The sequence below is a fragment of the Salinivibrio sp. MA440 genome (assembly GCF_001996265.1).
Classification (GTDB): domain Bacteria; phylum Pseudomonadota; class Gammaproteobacteria; order Enterobacterales; family Vibrionaceae; genus Salinivibrio; species Salinivibrio costicola.
This window is the reverse complement of record NZ_MUFI01000054.1, coordinates 1-20,770: the sequence shown is the minus strand read 5'-3', so window position 1 is coordinate 20,770 and position 20,770 is coordinate 1. Positions and strand designations below refer to the sequence as shown.

The 20,770-nt window shown below is 46.3% G+C and carries 15 protein-coding genes; all 15 read left to right on the top strand.

Features of this window, described 5'->3' with window-relative positions; all coding sequences use genetic code 11:
* Positions 1 to 187: 187 nt before the first annotated feature.
* Entirely contained in the window at positions 188 to 697 is a 510-nt protein-coding gene (gene tssB / locus BZG80_RS14005) for a type VI secretion system contractile sheath small subunit (protein WP_077461344.1), read from the top strand.
* Between the two features lie 43 nt (positions 698 to 740).
* On the top strand, positions 741 to 2,213 hold the full coding sequence (gene tssC, locus BZG80_RS14000; RefSeq protein WP_077461343.1) for a type VI secretion system contractile sheath large subunit: 1,473 nt from the start codon (positions 741 to 743) through the stop codon (positions 2,211 to 2,213).
* Positions 2,214 to 2,215: 2 nt separating this feature from the next.
* The gene (gene tssE, locus BZG80_RS13995; protein WP_025740375.1) at positions 2,216 to 2,653 is read left to right on the top strand and encodes a type VI secretion system baseplate subunit TssE; all 438 of its coding nucleotides are present in this window, start codon (positions 2,216 to 2,218) and stop codon (positions 2,651 to 2,653) included.
* Positions 2,654 to 2,658: 5 nt separating this feature from the next.
* Positions 2,659 to 4,428 (top strand): type VI secretion system baseplate subunit TssF, encoded by a 1,770-nt coding sequence (gene tssF / locus BZG80_RS13990; RefSeq protein WP_077679639.1) that lies wholly within the window; start codon positions 2,659 to 2,661, stop codon positions 4,426 to 4,428.
* A gap of 11 nt (positions 4,429 to 4,439) precedes the next feature.
* The gene (gene tssG, locus BZG80_RS13985) at positions 4,440 to 5,393 is read left to right on the top strand and encodes a type VI secretion system baseplate subunit TssG (RefSeq protein WP_241833915.1); all 954 of its coding nucleotides are present in this window, start codon (positions 4,440 to 4,442) and stop codon (positions 5,391 to 5,393) included.
* 2 nt (positions 5,394 to 5,395) lie between these two features.
* Positions 5,396 to 6,868: a type VI secretion system-associated FHA domain protein TagH gene (tagH, locus tag BZG80_RS13980; protein WP_077577318.1), complete on the top strand. Its 1,473-nt coding sequence runs from the start codon at positions 5,396 to 5,398 to the stop codon at positions 6,866 to 6,868.
* A gap of 2 nt (positions 6,869 to 6,870) precedes the next feature.
* The gene (gene tssJ / locus BZG80_RS13975; protein WP_077461339.1) at positions 6,871 to 7,347 is read left to right on the top strand and encodes a type VI secretion system lipoprotein TssJ; all 477 of its coding nucleotides are present in this window, start codon (positions 6,871 to 6,873) and stop codon (positions 7,345 to 7,347) included.
* A gap of 5 nt (positions 7,348 to 7,352) precedes the next feature.
* A complete protein-coding gene (gene tssK, locus BZG80_RS13970) occupies positions 7,353 to 8,687 on the top strand; it encodes a type VI secretion system baseplate subunit TssK (protein ID WP_077577317.1) in 1,335 nt (444 codons plus the stop codon).
* Between the two features lie 2 nt (positions 8,688 to 8,689).
* Positions 8,690 to 9,457: a type IVB secretion system protein IcmH/DotU gene (icmH, locus tag BZG80_RS13965; RefSeq protein ID WP_077679637.1), complete on the top strand. Its 768-nt coding sequence runs from the start codon at positions 8,690 to 8,692 to the stop codon at positions 9,455 to 9,457.
* A 38-nt stretch (positions 9,458 to 9,495) separates the two neighbouring features.
* Positions 9,496 to 12,135, top strand: a complete 2,640-nt coding sequence (gene tssH / locus BZG80_RS13960; protein ID WP_077679636.1) for a type VI secretion system ATPase TssH — start codon at positions 9,496 to 9,498, stop codon at positions 12,133 to 12,135.
* Positions 12,136 to 12,137: 2 nt separating this feature from the next.
* Positions 12,138 to 13,718, top strand: coding sequence for a sigma-54 interaction domain-containing protein (locus tag BZG80_RS13955; protein ID WP_077679635.1), 1,581 nt, complete (start codon positions 12,138 to 12,140; stop codon positions 13,716 to 13,718).
* Positions 13,715 to 14,389: a type VI secretion system-associated protein VasI gene (vasI, locus tag BZG80_RS13950; RefSeq protein ID WP_241833914.1), complete on the top strand. Its 675-nt coding sequence runs from the start codon at positions 13,715 to 13,717 to the stop codon at positions 14,387 to 14,389. Before BZG80_RS13955 ends, vasI begins: the two co-directional genes overlap by 4 nt.
* Positions 14,390 to 14,391: 2 nt before the next feature.
* Positions 14,392 to 15,804: a type VI secretion system protein TssA gene (gene tssA, locus BZG80_RS13945; RefSeq protein ID WP_077679634.1), complete on the top strand. Its 1,413-nt coding sequence runs from the start codon at positions 14,392 to 14,394 to the stop codon at positions 15,802 to 15,804.
* 61 nt (positions 15,805 to 15,865) lie between these two features.
* A complete protein-coding gene (gene tssM, locus BZG80_RS13940) occupies positions 15,866 to 19,366 on the top strand; it encodes a type VI secretion system membrane subunit TssM (RefSeq protein ID WP_198532961.1) in 3,501 nt (1,166 codons plus the stop codon).
* A 48-nt stretch (positions 19,367 to 19,414) separates the two neighbouring features.
* Entirely contained in the window at positions 19,415 to 20,686 is a 1,272-nt protein-coding gene (locus BZG80_RS13935; protein ID WP_077679632.1) for a type VI secretion system ImpA family N-terminal domain-containing protein, read from the top strand.
* Positions 20,687 to 20,770: the final 84 nt, after the last annotated feature.

Sequence of the window (20,770 nt, the reverse complement as noted above, 5' to 3'; positions counted from 1 at the left end):
AAATGAGGCATTACTCCAAAATTATGCATTTTTAATTAATGTCTAATTTTTCGTTCTGTATGCTGGCGCACCGTCAGTGATTGCAGCACAACAGGTCATTGATGTTTGTAAGATGTTAACGCAGTCCAGCGTGGCAGGATCATTCCTGGCTGTGCTGCCATTTTGGTGAAGGTATCGAGGGTTCAAAGTGTCCAAAGAAGGAAGCGTTGCGCCAAAAGAGCGCATAAATATCAAGTACGTACCTGCAACGGGTGACCAGCAAGCGGAAGTAGAGCTGCCACTTAAAACCTTGGTTGTTGGTGATTTTAAAGGTCACACTGAAGATACGCCGGTTGAAGAGCGTGCGACAGTGTCAGTCGACAAAAACAATTTTGAAGATGTAATGCGTGAAAGTAATTTACATCTTTCCACCACTGTAAAAAATCAACTTACTGATGATAAAGACGCTGAACTGCCTGTTGAGCTGTCTTTTAAATCAATGAATGATTTTGCGCCTGACTCTGTTGCAGCTCAAGTTCCCGAGCTCAAAAAACTAATAGAGCTTCGTGAAGCCTTGGTTGCGTTAAAAGGTCCTCTTGGCAATATTCCAGCATTCCGTGATCGCTTACAGGAGCTGCTTAACTCTGAAGAGTCCCGTGAGAAGTTGCTTGCTGAGCTAAGTATTGTCAGTAGCGATGATGACGCTCCGAAAGAGTAATTGATTCAAACCAGTAGTAACTTAAGCCTTAGGAAATAGAAACATGTCTACAAGTGAATCAGTCGTAGAGTCTCCTGAAGTCAAGGAAGGTGGCTTACTTGACGAGATAATGGCGCAAACGCGTATTGAGCCTAGCGAAGAAGGCTATGATGTCGCAAAGAAAGGTGTCGCCGCCTTCATCGAAAACCTCGTTGGCAACGATCAAACCCAAGAGCCTGTTAACAAAGCACTTGTTGATCAAATGCTTGTTGAGCTTGACAAAAAGATCAGTGCTCAAATGGACGAAATATTGCACGACACGTCTTTCCAAGAAATGGAATCGGCATGGCGTGGACTTAAATTGTTTGTCGATCGGACGGATTTTCGCGAGAACAACAAAGTTGACATCTTGCATGTGACCAAAGATGAGTTGCTAGATGACTTTGAGTTTGCGCCTGAAACAACGCAATCAGGTCTCTATAAGCACGTCTACTCATCAGGTTACGGTCAATTCGGTGGTGAGCCAACGGGTGCCATTATTGGTAACTATGCCTTCACCCCATCAACGCCAGATATGAAGTTGCTTCAATACATGGGGGCGCTAGGTGCGATGGCCCATGCGCCATTCATCTCAAGTGTTGGACCTGAATTTTTTGGTATTGAGTCGTTCGAAGAGCTGCCAAACATTAAAGATGTCAAGTCCATCTTTGAAAGCCCTAAATATACAAAGTGGCGCTCAATTCGTGAATCTGAAGATGCACGCTATTTGGGTCTGACTGCACCGCGCTTCTTGTTGCGTGTTCCGTACGATCCAACCGAAAATCCGATCAAATCTTTCGTGTATCACGAGAACGTTAGCCAAGCTCATGAACACTACCTTTGGGGGAACACCGCATTTGCATTTGCAACGCGTCTAACGGATAGCTTTGCTAAATATCGTTGGTGTCCAAATATTATTGGGCCACAAAGCGGTGGTGCAGTAGAAGATCTTCCGGTTCATGTTTATGAATCGATGGGCGCACTACAATCCAAAATCCCGACGGAAGTGTTGATCACTGACCGCAAAGAATTTGAGCTTGCCGAAGAGGGATTTATTGGCTTGACCATGCGTAAAGGTAGCGACAACGCTGCTTTCTTCTCTGCCAACTCAATCCAAAAACCGAAGGTGTTCCCAAACACCAAAGAAGGTAAAGAAGCGGAAACCAATTATAAGCTCGGTACACAGCTACCTTACATGATGATTATTAATCGCTTGGCGCATTACATCAAAGTGCTACAACGAGAGCAAATTGGTTCTTGGAAAGAACGTCAAGATCTGGAGCGAGAGTTGAATACTTGGCTCAAACAATATGTCGCTGACCAAGAAAACCCACCAGCAGATGTACGTAGTCGTCGACCACTTCGCGCTGCCAAGATTGAAGTGACTGACGTTGAGGGTAATCCTGGCTGGTATCAGGTGTCTTTGGCCGTTCGTCCTCATTTCAAATATATGGGCGCGAACTTTGAACTGTCTCTTGTTGGTAGGCTTGATCAGTAATCATGGCATACGTTGCGCTAGAAGACAGTGCATTTGGTGTCGGCTTCTTGGAGCGTCTTGAAGCCGGCGCTAAACCTGTATCTGTCACTCAGGGGCCGAGTAGCCCAGACGTGGTGAGATCGATCAAACGCAATATTGCCAATGTGCTGAATACACGTATTGGCGGGGCGCAAAGCTCTCCTGAACTCGGTCTGATTGATTTCAACGATGCGACACTCGAAAGCTTAGACTTATCGCTCAGAGTGAAACTCGCGATCAAAGACTGTTTAGAGAGATATGAACCGCGGCTAACAAATATCCTGGTGACATCAGACTTTGATCCGCATTCACCGTTAATGTTGCGGTTCAATATTGTTGCTACCGTCAACAGTGAAGCGCTGCACGAGAAAGTTCAACTTAGCTTGTTTTTAGACCAGAACCGCCAATATCGGGTGTTGTAAATCGCATGACGAAAGACAAGTATTTTCGAGAAGAACTCGCGTTCTTGAAAGAGCAAGGTAAAGCTTTTACTGAACTGCATCCCCAACTGGCTCGCTTCTTACACGGTCGACACACCGATCCTGATGTAGAGCGGTTACTAGAGGGATTTGCGTTCTTAACGGGCAAGTTGCGCGAAAAAGTGGATGATGACTTCCCAGAGTTAACTCACTCAATCATTAATATGCTTTGGCCCAATTATTTACGGCCAGTCCCTAGCATGTGTATTGCGCAATTCAAACCAGAAGAAAGTCTCAGTGAAAAGCAAACTGTGGTGAAAGGGACTGAGCTTGATAGTAAGCCTGCCATGGAAACTCAGTGTCGCTTTCAAACTTGCCGTGACGTTGATCTTTACCCGCTTTCTTGCTCCAGCGTTCATGCTGAACATACGCGCGAGGCGACGACAATACAGCTACAGATGACGCTCAGTGGTGATATGTCGGTACGAGATGCCAACATTAATAAACTGCGCTTTTATATTGGCGGAGACAAATATAGCGCGCAAATGCTCTATCTGTGGTTGAGTCATCATCTAGAGAAGGTAACGGTGCATGTTGATGGAACAGCATTTTCGTTACCACGTGATGCGTTTTCATCTGTCGGATTTAACGCCGGCGATGCTTTATTGCCATATCCGCAAAATGTTTATGATGGTTATCGTGTGCTGCAGGAGTATTTGTCATTTCCAGAGGCGTTTCACTTTGTTGACATCGGAGGGTTAGATAAAGCCATACCGAGTAATGTATATGGACAGTTTACGGTGCAGCTGCATCTCTCTAAAACCTTGCCATCGGATGTCAGAGTCAGACCTGAAAGTTTTCAGCTTTACTGCACACCCATTATTAACTTATTCAATCATGATGCAGACCCTATTGATTTAACGGGAAAAAACACTGAGTACAAGGTGATCCCGTCGAGTAATAAACCGGCTCACTATGAAGTGTTTAGTATTGATAGTGTCACTGGGCGACAAGACAAGATTATTGATGGCCAGCCTGTTCGCGGTCAAAAGCGGACTTATACGCCATTTGAAAGCTTCCAGCATGAAGTTGAGCGCGTGCGTAACCGCGAGACACTCTATTACCGAGCGCGTGTCAAAGACAGTATTCGTGGTGATGGATTCGATTCTTTTATCTCTTTCATTCGAGGGGACGAATCGACATCCGTGGACGTCGATGAAGCTGTTTCGATTAAGCTGACTTGTACGAATAGACAGTTACCTTTGGAGTTAGGCGTCGGTGATATATCGTGTCCAACGGATAGCTCACCACCATTTGCAGAATTCGAGAATATCACCATTCCAACTCAAGCACTCCGTCCTGTGCTAGATGGCAGTTTATTATGGATGTTGATTTCTAATTTATCGCTCAATTATTTGTCATTGTTATCCAAAGATGCACTTAGCTGTGTATTAACAGCGTATGATTTCCGTGCGCTTGTCGATCGTCAAGCAGAGCGAGTAGGTAAGAAGCGGCTAAACGCGATTGAAGACATTCAATCAAAGCCAATGGATAAGCTATTGAGAGGAATGCCTGTCCGTGGCTTACAGTCGACGATTTATCTTAATCAAGACGGGTTTGGTTCTGAAGGCGATTTATATTTATTTGGAACGGTACTCAGCCACTTTTTCTCGTTGTATGCGAGCATTAATTCTTTTCATGAGCTCACCGTCATCAACACAACGAATAATGAGAGCTATACATGGCAGACGAGAGTCGGGAAGCAACCACTCATTTAGAAGAAACAGAAATGAGTACCGCTGATCTCGTAAAAGATGCGCGAGTGTATAGCTTCTTCCAATTAGTTGAGCTTTTGCAAAAGCATAAAGGGCTTAACCCAGAGGAAGAAGAATGGGAACGCGAGTGCCAGTTAGTGTTTAGTGCAAATCCGAGTCTTGGGTTTGCTGCATCAGATATAGCATCGCTGGATCAAGTGAATGATCACACAGTGATGCTAACGAACTTTTTAGGACTTGCGGGCTCACAATCGCCACTGCCGGCATTCATTACAGAGCAACTGCTACATGAAGAGCCAGGAGGAATTAAAAGACCCTTCTTGGACTTTTTTAATAACCGATTGATCGCATTGGTCTATCGCATATGGCGCAAATACCGCTATTACGTCAGGTTTCAGCCAGGTGCGGAAGATCAGTTTTCGGCACAGTTATTCGCGCTTGTTGGGCTGGGTGATCCCCAGTTAAGAGGGGACACCCCGATAAACTGGTGCAAAATGTTGGCTTATGCCGGGACGTTAGCGGGGCGAAGCCGATCACCGACAGTGGTTGCTGGCATCATCGCGCACTGTTTTGATCTTGAACATGTAGAGATCCGCCAATGGGTAACGCGCAAGGTGAAGATTGCGAAAGAGCAACAGACGTCTCTTGGCTGTATGAATGGTCGCCTTGGTGAAGACACTGTGATTGGAGAGTCGGTTTTTGATTGCAATGGAAAGTTCGTTATTTGTATCAAAGATCTGACACGAGAGCGTTTTAATGATTTTTTACCGGTCGGTAAAGAGTATCAGCCTTTGTGTAAGTTAGTTGAATTTATTCTGCGTGAGCAGATGGCATTTGATTTGGAGTTGTCGATGACAGATGAAGAAACACCTGCTCTTCAGCTGGGGCAACACATAGCGCTGGGATGGACATCTTTCCTTGGCGAAGAGCTGCAAGATAAGCGTGTATTAATTCAGGTAAGGCAATAACGATGGTCTCACAACATCAAAACGGCATAACACTCGTAGTCGCAAACGCGCAAACCTTAGAATCTGGTTTGTCGGCACAGATTCGTTTTGTGGAATCTGGTGGCACCATTGGCGCATCGCCCGCCGTGCATTGGCGATTAAAAGATCGTTTAGGACGCGTGCATGATTTGCATTGTGAGATCTTAATGGTGGATGGTGCTTTTTGTGTGCGTGATGAGTGTGGACAGACCTTTGTTAACGGTACCGATATGCCGCTTGGTAAAGGGCAATTAGCACGTTTAGCACATAAAGATGAAATGCAAATTGGCCCATATGAGATACGCGTGTTAACCGGAAAAAACGAAGAGGTTGACGCTGGACATATTGATACGCTTTTTGATTCTAACCACACAGATTTGTTAGCGAATGGTCATGAACCAGTCGATGACGAGCCCGAGCTTGAAGATGTATCAGCGCCTATTGATCCCTTGGCCGAGCTAGAGGCATCGACACATATCCAAGGATCAAACTGGTTATTGGATGGTGAACCAGCCGAGCAGATCAGTGAAACGGGTAATCTGATTTCAAAGAAAAACTTGGTTGAAAAGCAACCTTCGTTTACGCCTCAGGCCGACAGCGAAGATGTCATGTCTGCCTCTGTGCGATTGAAGCGTATTTTTGGATTCGGTCAGAAAAAAAACCAGGCTACCAGTAACAAGTCAGATCAACAAGTATTGGATGCACAGCCAGCGAATATGGCATCACATACTCCTTCCAAGCCGATAGAAAATGAGATGAAGCCAATGGACGAAAAAGAGCTAGGACTTCTCGAGCAAGAAGTGGCCAAGAGTTTGCAAAATGAATCATCGCCTACGCCGTCAAATAACCATGGTGGACACGGGCAACACTTATTAACGGGTCCAATGCTAGAAGGGCTTGGTGTTCGTATAACGAATGAACAAGATGTTCAACGGATGCATTTCCTGTCACAAGAAATGGGTCAATCGTTACAAGCGTGTTTAAAAGGCTTGCTAGCACTGCACGAACAAGCTGCAGAAGGACGATTTGGAACGATGAACCGTAATCTTCAACCTATTGAAGACAACCCGTTACGTCTTGGTCTTTCTTACCAAGATACGGTTCGCACTATGTATGACGCGGATAAAAGCTTAGTTCATTTGTCTGCGCCTGCAGCCATTGCTGAGAGCTTAAAAAATGTAAGAGATCATAATGAAGCAACGCAGGATGCGATTTCAGAAGCATTAGATCAAATATTAAACGCGTTTTCACCGGAAGTGCTGTTACGTCGTTTTCAACATTGTCGACGCAATACGGACGCACATGAAGATGGTGAGTCGGCTTGGGCGTGGGAAATGTATTGTAATTATTACAAAGAGCTTACATCTAACCGTCAACAAGGCTTCGCTAAACTCTTTTGGGAAATATTTGAGCAGGTCTATGACAAACGTATTCGCGAAAAACAACAGGAGGGCTAATCATGCTTAAAAAGTTAGGCGTGCTTTGCGCAATCATACTATTGACAGCCTGTAGTTCTTCAGATGAATACAAGCCTGAAGAACAACCCACGACTGCGACGTTTAGTTTAGTCAGTGACAGTGGTGTAAATCCGAATATAGCAGGAGACCCAGCACCTATCGAGGTACAAGTCTTTGAACTCGAAGATGATTCGATGTTCATGTCTGCGGGATTTGATCAATTGCGTACTGACTATGAAGGTGCATTGAGTAGTAACTTTATTAATAACTACGACTATGTTCTGACCCCAGGGCAATTCAAATTTGTCAATGCGTTTGAGATCGATGAAGACACAAATTATATCGGTGTGATGGCACATTTTGCCGAACCTAATCTCGGGGAATGGAAAAAAGCTGTCAAAGTGCTGAACAAAGGCCGAAAGTATCATTTGTTGATGCTATTTCAAGATTATGACGTGAAATTAGAAAAGGTAGAATAAAGGTAATGTTTGCACGTAATCGCGTGATATGGAGCGAAGGGCTCTTTATTAAGCCTCAGCATTTCCAGCAGCATCAGCGCTACAGTGAGTATTTATTGGAAGAGCGGTTAACGTCTGTCAGTAAATATTTATATGGCATTGCTGAGCTATCACTAAATCCGGAATATCTAGCGTTTGGACGTATTGCCATCGAGCGAGCAGTCGGTGTCATGCCAGATGGAACGGCGTTTCGTATCCCACAAGAAGACGTAATGCCTGAAGCGTTAGAAATCGAAGACGGATCGCTTTCTAATCAGTTGATTTACCTTGCTATACCGTTGCGCAGTGAATCGATTATGGAAGTGAACTGGCCTGATGAAAAAGGGTCAGGGCGCTATGAAAGTCGTCGTATCGATGTGCGAGATGTACAGAGTGTGCAAGGTGACACAACCACGCTTGATGTATCACCGATTCAGTTGCAATTAATGCTAGAAAAAGAGGATCGCAGTGCCTATGCCTCTATTCCTATTGCACGGATTTCAGAAAAGCGACCTGACGGCAGTGTTGTCCTTGATGCTAATTTTATTCCGTGCCATTTCAATGTTGCTGGTAATGCGACCTTGCACCGTTTTATCAATGAAATGTCTGGTTTGATGCAAGAGCGCGCAAAAAATATCGCTCAACGTATTAGTTCTCCTTCTCAGGGCGGTGTGGCTGATGTCTCTGATTTTATGCTTTTACATTCGTTGAACCGTCTGTATCCGCAGATGAAGCACCTTGCTTCTTTAGGCAGTCTGCACCCAGAACGTTTGTATGAATGCTTGTCGTCAATTTGTGGCGAGCTAGCAACGTTCACGGATGAAAGCCGTCTGGCACCGTCAATGCCAGCTTATAACCACGATATGCCGGGTGATGCATTTTGGCCTGTTATCCGCTATTTGCGCCAGAGCCTCAGTGTGGTGCTGGAGCCTCGAGCCGTCTCTATTCAGCTAGATAAGCGCAACTACGGCCTGATGGTCGCGCCGGTTCAAGACCCGCAATTGATGGAGTCGGCAGAGTTTATCGTTGCAGTTAAAGCACGTATGCCATTGGATGAGTTACGGCGATTGTTCACTCAGCAAACCAAAGTCTCTTCGGTTGAGAAAATTCGCGAGCTTATTTCACTTCAACTGCCTGGTATTCCGCTAATTTCGCTACCTGTGGCGCCTCGCCAGTTGCCTTACCATGCCGGCTATACCTACTACCAATTGGACAAAGAGAGTGCGGCGTGGTCGATGCTCACGAACTCTAGTGGCTTTGCATTCCATGTCGCCGCCGCATTTGATGATCTTGATATTCAATTCTGGGCAATAAGAGATTGATTATGGCAGCCACTGACGAAAGTGTCTTTAAAGACCTCCTACATGATAACGTTGAAAAAATAGACAGTGACCAAGATTACTGGTTTCAACTACGTGGCCACAATGCTAATGCGTTGGTGGATGCGGCAACCCCTCTATTCGGGTTAGCGTTGCGAGTACGTTCATTATCCAGTTGCGAGAATATTGAGCAAATCTACCACCAAACGATCGAGGAAATAAAAGCGATCGAAATAGAGCTATCAGAGCAAGGTTATGAACATGCAATGCTGATGGCATATCGCTATATATTGTGTACGTTTCTTGATGAAGCGGTCATGGGTACCCCATGGGGAGCTAACACCTGCTGGGCTGAGCATTCAATGTTATCTCGTTTCCACAATGAAACATGGGGAGGTGAGAAAGTATTTACTGTTCTAGGTCGTTTGGAAAACGAGCCCGAGAGGTATCGACCATTACTCGTGTTTATTTATCACTGCTTGTGCTTGGGCTTTGAAGGGAAATATCGAGTGATTGATGGGGGGTATGCGCAGCGAGAAAAAGTCATTAAAAGGCTACATGACCAACTATTAGATGATGAAAAGCAACCCAAACAACTGAGTGAGGGGAGTGACCATGTTGTTAACACTCGGTATGCACTCAGCCGCCAGGTACCGCTTTGGTCTATTTTTGTCGGATTTCTCGTCTTGTGGGCGGGTATCTTCGCTGGCTATTCATACTTTTTACATGAAAAGTCTGAAAATGTACTCAGTCAACTGAATCAGTTGCTGTGACCCGAACAACATTATATTGATTAGAATTAGGTGTCCCTGTGATTCGAATTGAATTGTCCACGCTCATCGCTAAATTGAATGCGTCAAGCAAATTAGCGCTCGAGCAAGCCGCCTCATTATGTATTGAGCGTCATCATCCTGAAGTCTTAGTTGAGCACTTCCTAGAGATCTTGCTAGATAATCCTTTGTCTGACGTTCGACTCATTACCAAGCAAGCAAATATCGACACTGAGTCGCTTAAGCAAGCGCTCGCAGGTAATTACGAGCGAGATAACACGCTTGATACCTACCCAGCGTTCTCGCCGCTGTTGGTTGAAGTACTGCAAGAAGCATGGTTGCTATCAACCACAGAGCTAAACCAATCAGAATTGCGTTCGGGAAGCGTCTTTTTTGCGGTATTAAATCGCGCCGACCGCTACTTGTCGCGTTCGGCATCCAAGTTATTAGCAGGCATTAATCGCGAGAGCTTGAAAACGCATTTTGACGCTATTGTCGCGGACTCTGCTGAAACTGCCGTGGAAAGTGACCAGAAAAAAGGGCCAAAAGCGCCATCAATGGACGGCAGCGAGTCACCGCTTTATAAGTATTGCTCCAACATCACCGCACAAGCCAAAAATAGTGAATTGGATCCAGTGCTTTGTCGCGAAGAAGAGCTCAACTTAATGGTTGATATTCTTTGTCGCCGTCGTAAAAACAACCCAATTGTTGTCGGTGATGCGGGAGTAGGCAAAAGCGCCATGGTGGAAGGGTTGGCCTTGCGCATTGCGGCCGGTAATGTCCCAGAGCGCCTACAAAACGTTGAGCTATTCTGCCTTGATCTTGGTTTGCTTCAAGCGGGTGCTTCTGTCAAAGGTGAGTTTGAGAAGCGCTTGAAAGGTGTCATTGATGGCATTAAGAGCGCGCCGAACCCCATTATTCTGTTTATTGATGAGGCTCATACTCTCATTGGCTCAGGAAACCAGGAAGGGGGCAGTGATGCCGCCAACCTGCTCAAACCCGCCTTAGCGCGTGGCGAGCTGAGCACGATCGCAGCAACCACCTGGAAAGAATACAAAAAGTATTTCGAAAAAGATCCTGCTCTGACGCGTCGTTTTCAGTTGGTGAAGCTTGAAGAGCCTTCCGTAAACCAAGCCGTTGATATTATGCGAGGGCTTGGCAGTGTGTATGAAAAAGCCCATGGTGTATTGATTGCCGATGATGCCTTAAAAGCGGCGGCGGAACTGTCTGCTCGCTATTTATCTGGGCGTCAGCTGCCTGATAAAGCGATCGATGTACTCGACACTGCCTGTGCACGGATTGCCATTAACTTAACGACTCCCCCTAAACGTCTCGCGTTACTTGAAACACTCTGTCATCAACGCCAGCAAGAAATAGAGATGCTGAAGCGAGCCCAATATATTGGCCAAGCCGTTGATCAAGCTCGTTTAGATGAGCTTGAGACACAAGAGCAAGCGGACGAAGCTGAAAAGCATGCACTGCAAGCACGCTGGGGGGAGCAGCGTTTGTTGGTTGAGGAAATCATTGATCTACGCGCGACACTGTTAAATCCGCCACTATCAGCCGAACTTGATGAGGGTCAAGTTGATGAAGCGTCACAAGAGCAAGACCGTGAAGCGTTAGCAAAGACATTGGCTGACAAATACGATGCACTTAACGCTATTCCGCATGATCAGCGGTTGATGCATCCACACGTTGATGCTGAGCAGGTAGCAGAAGTGATTTCTGATTGGACAGGCGTACCTATCGATCAAATGAACAGCGACGAGCTCTACAAAATCACCAATCTGACAAGGTTACTGGGAAATGCGATTAAAGGGCAAGACATTGCTATCGAACGCATACATCGGCACTTACTGACTGCGCGTGCGGATTTGCGGCGTTCTGGACGGCCCAAAGGCGCATTTTTACTTGTAGGACCAAGCGGCGTCGGTAAAACAGAAACCGTGGTGCAATTAGCCCAGCAACTCTATGGTGGTAAACAATTTTTAACCACGATTAACATGTCAGAGTACCAAGAAAAACACACGGTCTCACGTCTTATTGGTTCGCCCCCAGGTTATGTTGGATATGGCGAAGGCGGTGTACTAACCGAAGCAATCCGCAAGATGCCATATTCTGTGGTGCTTCTTGACGAGGTTGAAAAAGCCCATCCAGAAGTGCTCAACATCTTCTATCAAGCTTTCGACAAAGGGGAGCTAGCGGACGGTGAAGGGCGCATGATTGACTGTCAGAACACAGTCTTCTTCCTGACGTCTAACTTGGGCTATCAAACGATTGTTGACTATGCACACGACAAAGCCAACATTGATGATGCGTTATATCCTGAGCTTGCCGCATTCTTTAAACCTGCCTTGCTGGCACGGATGGAGGTTGTGCCTTATGTCCCACTAGAACGTGACGTGTTGGCGGAGATCGTACGCGGCAAATTAGCGCACCTGGAAGCGACTTTTGCTCAGCGCTATGGCGCAACCGTTGATATTGACGACAGCCTAATTGACGAGATTTTGAAGCGCGCGACGCGGAGCGAAAATGGCGCTCGTATGCTTGAGGCGATTATTGAAGGACAGTTATTGCCACCCGTCTCACTCGAATTATTAAACAAGCTGGCCGACAAAGCGGCGATCACGCACGTTCGTCTACTGGCAGATAATGGCGAGTTTAAGGGTGAGGTAGAATAAGAATGCATAACTGGCTAGCTTATGTTACTGACTTAGCTCGGGAAAGGCGAACAACTGACTTGCAGTCTCGCTTTATCCAGATTTTGGTCAGCGAGCTCAAGCTGCGCAAAGGAATGCTGCTGGTCCCGAGTTGTGATGGCAGGCAGCTTGTCTGCCATTCCAGCGGGGAGTCTTGGTCTGTCACCGACTTTGACACGCCATTTGCACATGTGTTGCAAAATGCGACGACTAAGCATTTAGTGGCAGAAGACATTGTTTATTGGCAGTCTAATCGAGCCTTTTCAAAGGCTATTGGCGATCTTGGCTTATTTGAAGCCGTCTCTATTCGACCGTTAATTCGCCATGATAGACATGTAAAACTCTTGCTTTGTCTTATCGGCGATGACCAAACGCTATCTAGCCTTTGGAATGATGCGTCGTTTTTACAGGTATTGGATGTGTTTGAACATCAATGGTCACTGCTCAATGAAATGGAAGGAGAGGAAAGCAATCGTCGTGCGTTAAAAGCCTCTTTGACTGACATTGAAAAGCAAACACGGCAGCAAGAAAGGGCGGCGAGCCTATCCTCCACCCTGATTGGAGACAGTACTTTAATGAGAAGACTGCGTGAGCAAATTGCTAATGCGGCTTCCTCACAATTATCTGTACTGGTCCAAGGCGAGACAGGAAGTGGTAAAGAACTTGTCGCGCGTGCCGTGCATGATTTATCACCGCGTCGACACCAGCCATTTATTCCGATCAACTGTGCTGCTATTCCTGAACATTTGCTAGAAAGTGAGCTATTTGGTTATGAAAAGGGTGCATTCTCAGGTGCGAACATAGATAAAGAGGGCCTGATTGCTCAAGCAAATGGCGGAACACTGTTTCTTGATGAAATTGGTGATATGCCGATGAGTTTGCAAGCTAAATTACTGCGTGTGCTTGAATTAGGGACGTTTCGCCCCGTCGGAGGAAGTCGAGAGCGTCAATCTGACTTTCGGTTGGTGTCCGCGACACATGTGCACCTGCTGGACAATGTAAAAACAGGCTCTTTCCGTCAAGATCTATACTATCGTTTGCTCCAATATCCGATTCATGTGCCATCGCTTGCTCAGCGCAAAGAAGATGTGCGTCAGCTGAGTTATCACTTTCTTGATAGATTTAATCATCAACATGGCACTCGTGTAGGAGATCTGCAGCCTGACGCGCTCGATATGCTCTTGAGTTATAGCTTTCCAGGTAATGTACGAGAATTAAAACACCTTATTGAATACGCATGTGCTCAAACGCCTGATCGTGAATCTATCAGCATTGCGACCTTTAGTGGGCGTATCAGTAACGGGCAACCTGTATCAGGCTCCTCAAACGTTCAGTCGATGCCTATAGGCTATACCAATGGCGCGTCGACGGCTGATAGCGTGTTAAATATTGATGCAGCTTCCATCGCCGATCTAAAACAAGCGTTGCACGACTTTGAGCAACGGATCATCACTGATCGCTTGTCTCAATTTGATGGCGATAAAAGCAAAGCTGCCGATAGTTTGGGCATTCCTCGTCGAACCCTAACCTATAAGTGCCGAAAACTAGAGATAAAAGCCCCATGAATAACCCAAACTATTGTGCACTAGCCGGGGTCATGCTGGTGTCAATCTTGGCACCGTCCACGGTGACTGGCGCACCTGCTTCCGCTCAAAAGCAAGTTGAGCAAGCCAAACAATGCCGCGCGGTGACGTCACGATTAGATCGCCTCGCCTGCTTTGATCGCGTATTTAATACCCAAGTTTCATCGTCTGAACCTGCAGATAATCACTTAGAAATGCCGTTACAGTGGCGTAGAGCAACACAAGCGGCACAAGACAGTGCGCCAAAAACATGGTCATTGAATCAAAAGGGTGAGGGACGAGGAAGTAGCGCATGGATTACGTTACAGGCGAGTAACATTAACACCGCTTTTCGAGGCAGCGAACAGCCGTTATTGATGCTTAGCTGTATCGATAACTTAAGCCGAGTGGAGTTGATGCTACCGGAGCCGATTGATGATGGTCGGGTCAAACTAACGTTCCCAAATACTCAGACCCAGTATTGGCGAAATGATGACTCAGGTGTTGTGCTCTCGTCCTCTCGTGGTCTACCTGCAATCCGTCTAATGAAGACATTAGCGCAGGATGAACGCTTAACCATTCGCTCTAATTCTCAGTACTTTGATGGGCTGACATTTGATACCCAGCCATTAAGTAATGCACTGGGCGCTCTTCGTTCTCGTTGTGGTTGGTAAATATGGAACTGAAAGAATATAAACGCAGCATTTCACAGCCAATCCCGGGAAATAGCGCAGTCGGTGAGCGTTTAGTCGATGATCCTTTGTTTGATTTCGTTGAAGATCAGATGATGAAAGTTGGCTCTCTCTCCCATGCTGATGTTCAGTGGGACGAGGTGGAGCACAGCGTTGTTAAGTTGTTAGCAGAAAAGAGCAAAGACATTAAATTGCTGACTTACCTGCTGCAGTGTCTACATCACCAAGCGTCTCCGGCTCGCTTTATCCTCTCGTTTGAGTTGATGGCATCATTTATGTCTCAGTATTGGGAAGACAGCTTCCCAGCACCGGGTAAGCGTGGAAATCTGCCTCGTCGAAAGTTCTTTAGTCAAATGGCACAGCGATTTTCGATGGCGATAGATAAAACGGACTTTGGCCAGTTTGATGCGCAAGATCGTGAGTCATTGACGGAGGCGATCGCCGAATGGGAAAAGGCAGTTGAAGAGAAAGGCCTGACCAATGACGTCGTCAGTAGTGTCGTCGTGAATGTGCGAGCCGAACTGCGAAAGGCGGAAGAGCGTCAGCGTGCTAACCAAACCGCGAAAGAAACACCGCAAGCCTCGGCGCGAACCGCAACGACAACAGCGACATCCTCTGGCTTAGATGTTGATCACTCCAGCGACAAAGCAACCAAGCAAACGTTACTAAAAGTCGCCTCTTTTTTGGCGGAACAAGATGACGGTATGGCACTCGCGATCTGCCTTCGTCGCTACGCGGTTTGGTACAGCATTACCGCCTTACCCGATCATAAAACCGGCGGCGAGACGCAATTGCGAGGGATGCAACAAGATCGAGTGAAAGACTATCAAGATAAAATGCGGCACCCCGATTTGGCATTATGGCGGCAAGTTGAGCAAAGCCTCACTATGGCACCTTACTGGTTTGAAGGGCACTTAATGAGTTACTCCATTGCTAAAAAATTGGGTCACCAAAGTTGGTGTGACGCGATTCAGTCAGAAGTCAGTCAGTTTCTAGAGCGGCTTCCTGGGCTGGCAGAGCTGAAGTTCAAGGGTGGAGAGCCGTTTGTGTCTGATGCGGTTAAAGATTGGCTAGCTCATGGCAGTACGGGACAAGCAAGTGGAAAGACCGTAAACGGTGACTGGCAAGAAAAGAGAAAAGAAGCGCTGTCGTTGGCCAAAGAGGGAGGTATTGCGGTAGCACTCTCCATGCTAAACGATGGGCTACAAGCGGCACGAGAACCACGCGATCATTTCTATTGGCGAATGATATCGGCCGATCTCATGCGAGCGAATCAACTTAACAGTATGGCTCAAGAGCAGTATCAAACGCTAAATCAAGAAATTAAAACCATGAGCGTCATCGACTGGGAACCCAGCTTGGTGGAACAACTTGAACGCAGTACAACGTCAGAGTGATTAAGGGCGAAAATTCATGTGGAAAAACATTTTTAAAATAGCGAAAAAGCTTAAGCCTGGCATGGTCGCAGCCTTTCCTATTTTATTAGCAGCGATTTTTATTCTTGTTAATGTCGCCATTTGGTGGGCAGGCCCTTGGTTGACGATGGGCGAGAAAAAACCATTAGCATCCGTGATGGCACGCGCTGTTTGTAGTGGTTTTATAACGCTTGGCGCTTTAGCGATTTGGGGCGTATGGCAATGGCGAAAGCTACAAAGCTTCCAAGCAGAGCAAGCGCACACTGAACGATTGCGTGAAGACCCCATTCAGATATACGAAGAGCGCCAAGAGAAAGAGCTGAATCAGGTTGTTGCAAATATGAAGCAAAACTTGAACAAGCGGAATCATCTCTATGCACTCCCTTGGTATCTTGTTCTCGGGCTTGAAAATGCGGGGAAAACTAGCCTAATTAATCGTTCGGGGCAGAACTTTGTTTTCTCTTCGGTTATGCGAGCATCGGGCAAAAAGAGTGAGAATCCATACTCATTTGACTGGTGGATCGGTGACGAATCGGTTGTTATCGACCCAGATGGTGAGTTGCTGACACAAGGACATAAGGACGAAAATAATGATGGTGAGCTTGAGCGTCGTTTGTGGTCGCACTTTGTTCAGTGGCTGGAGCAGACCCGTAGCCGCCGTCCGCTGAATGGGATTGTATTAACCCTTGATGCGTCACACCTTGCCACGGCCACGGCATCAGAACGCAAGGCGTATGCCAACCTATTACGTGCCAGGTTGCGGGAGTTGATGGAGACGCTATCGACACGGCTTCCTGTTTATATTGCACTAACAAAACTCGACTTGTTGTATGGCTTCGAACCGTTTTTTAAACATTATTCTAAGCAGCAACGCGATGAGGTGCTTGGTTTCACTTTTTCTTTAAACTCTGTGGATGACTTGGACTCATGGCTTAAAGAGTTTGATGAAGACTATTCTGCATTTATTGATCGCATTAATGCGATAGTTCCACATGCACTGGCCGCTCCGATTGATTTTGAGGATCGTAAAGCGATTTATAGCTTCTCGCGTCAGATCGCTGGGCTGAAAGATATTCTTGCTACTTTTTTCAATGAAGCACTGGCGAGTGATCAATTCTCTACTTCGGCGCTGGTTAGAGGCGCGTATTTTACCTCTGTCTATCAGCAAGGGGTACCAACGAACGCATTCGATGATGCAGCCTCTCGTCGTTATGGATTGTCACATGCGGTCAATCATGCTCAAAAGGCCAAGAATTCAACGATTTTTTTCACGCAAAAACTATTTAGCAATATTATCTATCCCGAGGCGGGGCTCGCGTCGGATAACTTCCGCGTGGCAAAACATAAACGGCGCTTGATGGGAATGTCTGTCTTGGCATGCTCTATCGCCACTGTCTTATTAGTGGGGACGTGGCATCGCTACTATCTTGCCAACGTTGCACATGCGGATGCGGTATTGACAAAAGTTGATCAATATAAAACCCAATTCTCAAACAGTGCTGCCGGTGCATCGCAACGTGAGGTGCTTAAACCGCTCAACCAGATCCGTCAAGCGACGCTGGAATTTGGCTTTTTCCGCGAAAAGCCTAAATATGTCTCTGACTTTGGTCTATATCAGGGTCATGTGATTGGACCTAAAGTCGAACAAACGTACCTCAACCTATTAAAAAGTCGATTCTTGCCACTCTTAATGGCAGATACCGTGGTGGATATTAATCAAGCGGAGACGGATCAGGAACAGCTAGTTGCATTGCGTGTTTATCGGATGATGGTGGATAAAAGCGGCCGCTATCATGACTATGTAATGGACTATTTTAGTCAACAATGGCAACAAGAATTTGCCGGGCAAAAGGTCATTCAAGAACGTTTACTCGATCATCTCGATTACGCTATGCGCCATACTGACTTGACTGGGGAGCGTATAAGAGGCGATAGAATTTCAGATCGAGTAATGCGTCCTTATGATTTTACTATCGCTCGTACGCAGGCATATTTACGGACTATGCCAACCGACCAACGTGTGTACCGGAACTTGAAGCTAGACGCAGAGACCGTTCTGGGTTCGGGAATGAACCTGCGGAACGCGGTTGGTCCTGTCTTTGATGTTGTTTTTGATGAGCGGGAAGTCGATAGCGAAAACTTACATATCCCGCAAATGCTGACCAAAACTGGCTTTGAAGATTACTTTGTGCCGAAGCTCCAGTCAGTTTCTGACTTGGCGTTGATTGATAGCTGGGTATTAGGTGAAGCAGAAACGGCGCAGTTTAGTGACGCGGATAAAAAGGCACTTAGAAACCAAATACGTGATTTGTATGTTGCTGATTATACTAATACGTGGCGTACAGCGCTGAACGAAATTGATGTGAAGTTTTTCAGTGATATTAATGATGCCGTAACGGTTCTGGATAATTTTACTGGGCACGTAGGACCCTTGCAGCGTTTATTACGCACCCTCGAAACCAATACCCAGCTTGCATCAGGCCTCGGTTTGGATGAAGACGCTCAAGAAGCGATCTCAGAAAATCCAAAATATGAGGTGGCGTCACAAATACAGGCACCATTTTCAGATTTGAACCGTCTTGTTAAAGCGGTGAATGACAAACCGGCCTACCTGAGTGAAGTGTTGGCGTCGGTACAGGAGCTAAAAAGCTACCTTAAATCTATCCAAGATGCGCCTGACATTGGTACAGCGGCACTGGATGCGACCAAAGCACGTGTTAAGTTGGTGAATACCGACCCCATTTATACACTTAAACGGATTGCTACCGGTTTACCTGAGCCGCTTGATGGTATGGTTGATAAACTCGCCGATGAAAGCTGGCATGTCGTTAAACAAGCGGCCATCAAACACCTTGAAACTCGTTGGTATCAAGAGGTCTATCGCCCTTATCAACAAAAGTTAGCGAACCGATATCCGTTTAATCCGAATGCCAGTAAAGATGCATCACTTAGCGACTTTGAAAGCTTCTTTGCGCCACAAGGAACCCTGGATAATTTCTACAATAGTCAGCTGAAAATATTTATAGATGAAAACATATCAGTTGGAGATAAAGGGACAAATGGGTCGTTAATTCGCCAAGACCTGCTAGCCCAGATCCAAAAAGCACAAAAAATCCGAGAAGCGTTCTTTAATCGTAAAGGTGTTTTGGATGTGAGCTTCTCTGTTGAGCCCTTGCGTTTAAGCAGCAATAAACGACGCAGTGTTTTGAATGTTGATGGTCAGTATGTGACCTATAGCCATGGGCCTAGAGACAGTATTGAGCTCATTTGGCCAAATACGCTTCGTGACTCGGCTACCTCAAAACTGACATTGGTGCCCACGAAAACCAACCTGTCACCGCGTAGTGTCGTGATTCGCGGTCCATGGGCGTTGTTCCGTCTCCTTGATCAAGGAGCAGTGGTCTCGGCTAGTACTACTTCGGTTGACTATCAATTCAATGTTGATGGCGGTGGAATGATCTACCGTGTTAATGCTCAGGCTGCCACTAATCCATTCACGCAGCGCTTGTTCAAATCGTTCAAGCTCTCACGCAACCTCTACTAACTGATCATGGGGCGAGTGCACTCGCCCCTGCTTTATCAGGAATGCTAAATGTCTTTTATACTCTCGATTGATAATCAGCCTTTTCGTATTATCCAAGATGTTCAACCCTTGCGTGATGACGAGCGTTATCAAGCAATTAGAGACCAAATCAATAAACGACACTCGCCATTATCCGGGGGGACCGATTGGCAATTTGTAAAAGATAACTGTCAAGCACTCGCCAGTGAGCAGGGTATTGATTTACTGCTCAGTGGCTACTACACCGTCGCGGCGTTAAAAATTGGCGGTCTAGCAGGATTGGCAAACGGGTTGGAATTGATCCTTGCTTGTTTGAATAACGAAGACGCGGTCTCTGAAAAGCGTGCCCGGGCGCGAAAAGAGGCGCTGGAGTGGGTGAATGCTCGAGTACAAGGAGAGCTAAACCAGATTAAGCCAGACCAACAAGCATTACGCGAGTTGTACCGTTGTGAAAAGCTCTGCGACACCCTATATCATGTGCTCGAACACCAGCAACCCAAGTATGTGGTTGACTATGAGGGGATCGCGTATGTGTTGTTTGAACATATCGACCGAATAGAAACACGATTTCATAGTGCACTAAAACAGCAACAACGCGATGAAAACGTTAACCCAACCATTAGTATAAGGGTAAGCCGTATTCGCACTCTATTGGCCGGTGTCGTAGGGGCCTGTTTAACCGCGTTCATATGGCTGGGTTACCCATATATCCCTTACTTTCAAACCCCCTTTCAAGTTGATGCGCCGGCGCCGAGCTTAAATCATGCTGACGCCACGGCGGCTTTTGCAAAAACGCATCAGCCAAGCACATTAGCGCGCTGGGAATCACAATTCGTCCCGTTATACGCGCAATCGACAACTCAAGAATTGGAGCAGTCGATTGAATCGAGCAAAGTACTGGCCAAGGCGCATCTTAATGCACTGGCCACACTCTATGCCGACAATAAACAAACTCGTGAATTATTGACGCGTTATGACATGGAGCGCAAAGAGGCACTGGGAAATACCGCTAAATACATCGATAAGTTTCGCGCGGTTCGAACCAAGATGGCGAATATGGCTCTACTTGCAGAGCAAAACCGCTGGTGGGCGTTGCAAAAGCAAACTCGATCTTTGGAAGATTTCGCCATCAGCTTATCGCCTATTTATGGACGAGCCGATTATGTCGAAACACTTGTGGAACAGGGTGATATCGATAAAGCCAACGCCGAGCTAGCCGTACTTACCGAACGCTTAAATTACCTAAGTTGGAAAGTCGTCCAGCTTCAAGAAAAAATTAATGTTCATCAAACCACCCAGTAGCCTCATCCTGAGCAACTTTTTGCTTGGCTTGGCAAGAAGTTGCTTGGCACGTGCAAAAAATTGGTCAGGAATATTCTAATATAC

Coding starts and splice junctions, on each gene's coding strand:
- tssF (WP_077679639.1), top strand. CDS start 2,659: ATGACGAAAGACAAGTATTTTCGAGAAGAACTCGCGTTCTTGAAAGAG.
- tagH (WP_077577318.1), top strand. CDS start 5,396: ATGGTCTCACAACATCAAAACGGCATAACACTCGTAGTCGCAAACGCG.
- tssE (WP_025740375.1), top strand. CDS start 2,216: ATGGCATACGTTGCGCTAGAAGACAGTGCATTTGGTGTCGGCTTCTTG.
- tssC (WP_077461343.1), top strand. CDS start 741: ATGTCTACAAGTGAATCAGTCGTAGAGTCTCCTGAAGTCAAGGAAGGT.
- icmH (WP_077679637.1), top strand. CDS start 8,690: ATGGCAGCCACTGACGAAAGTGTCTTTAAAGACCTCCTACATGATAAC.
- BZG80_RS13955 (WP_077679635.1), top strand. CDS start 12,138: ATGCATAACTGGCTAGCTTATGTTACTGACTTAGCTCGGGAAAGGCGA.
- tssM (WP_198532961.1), top strand. CDS start 15,866: ATGGTCGCAGCCTTTCCTATTTTATTAGCAGCGATTTTTATTCTTGTT.
- tssG (WP_241833915.1), top strand. CDS start 4,440: ATGAGTACCGCTGATCTCGTAAAAGATGCGCGAGTGTATAGCTTCTTC.
- vasI (WP_241833914.1), top strand. CDS start 13,715: ATGAATAACCCAAACTATTGTGCACTAGCCGGGGTCATGCTGGTGTCA.
- tssJ (WP_077461339.1), top strand. CDS start 6,871: ATGCTTAAAAAGTTAGGCGTGCTTTGCGCAATCATACTATTGACAGCC.
- BZG80_RS13935 (WP_077679632.1), top strand. CDS start 19,415: ATGTCTTTTATACTCTCGATTGATAATCAGCCTTTTCGTATTATCCAA.
- tssA (WP_077679634.1), top strand. CDS start 14,392: ATGGAACTGAAAGAATATAAACGCAGCATTTCACAGCCAATCCCGGGA.
- tssK (WP_077577317.1), top strand. CDS start 7,353: ATGTTTGCACGTAATCGCGTGATATGGAGCGAAGGGCTCTTTATTAAG.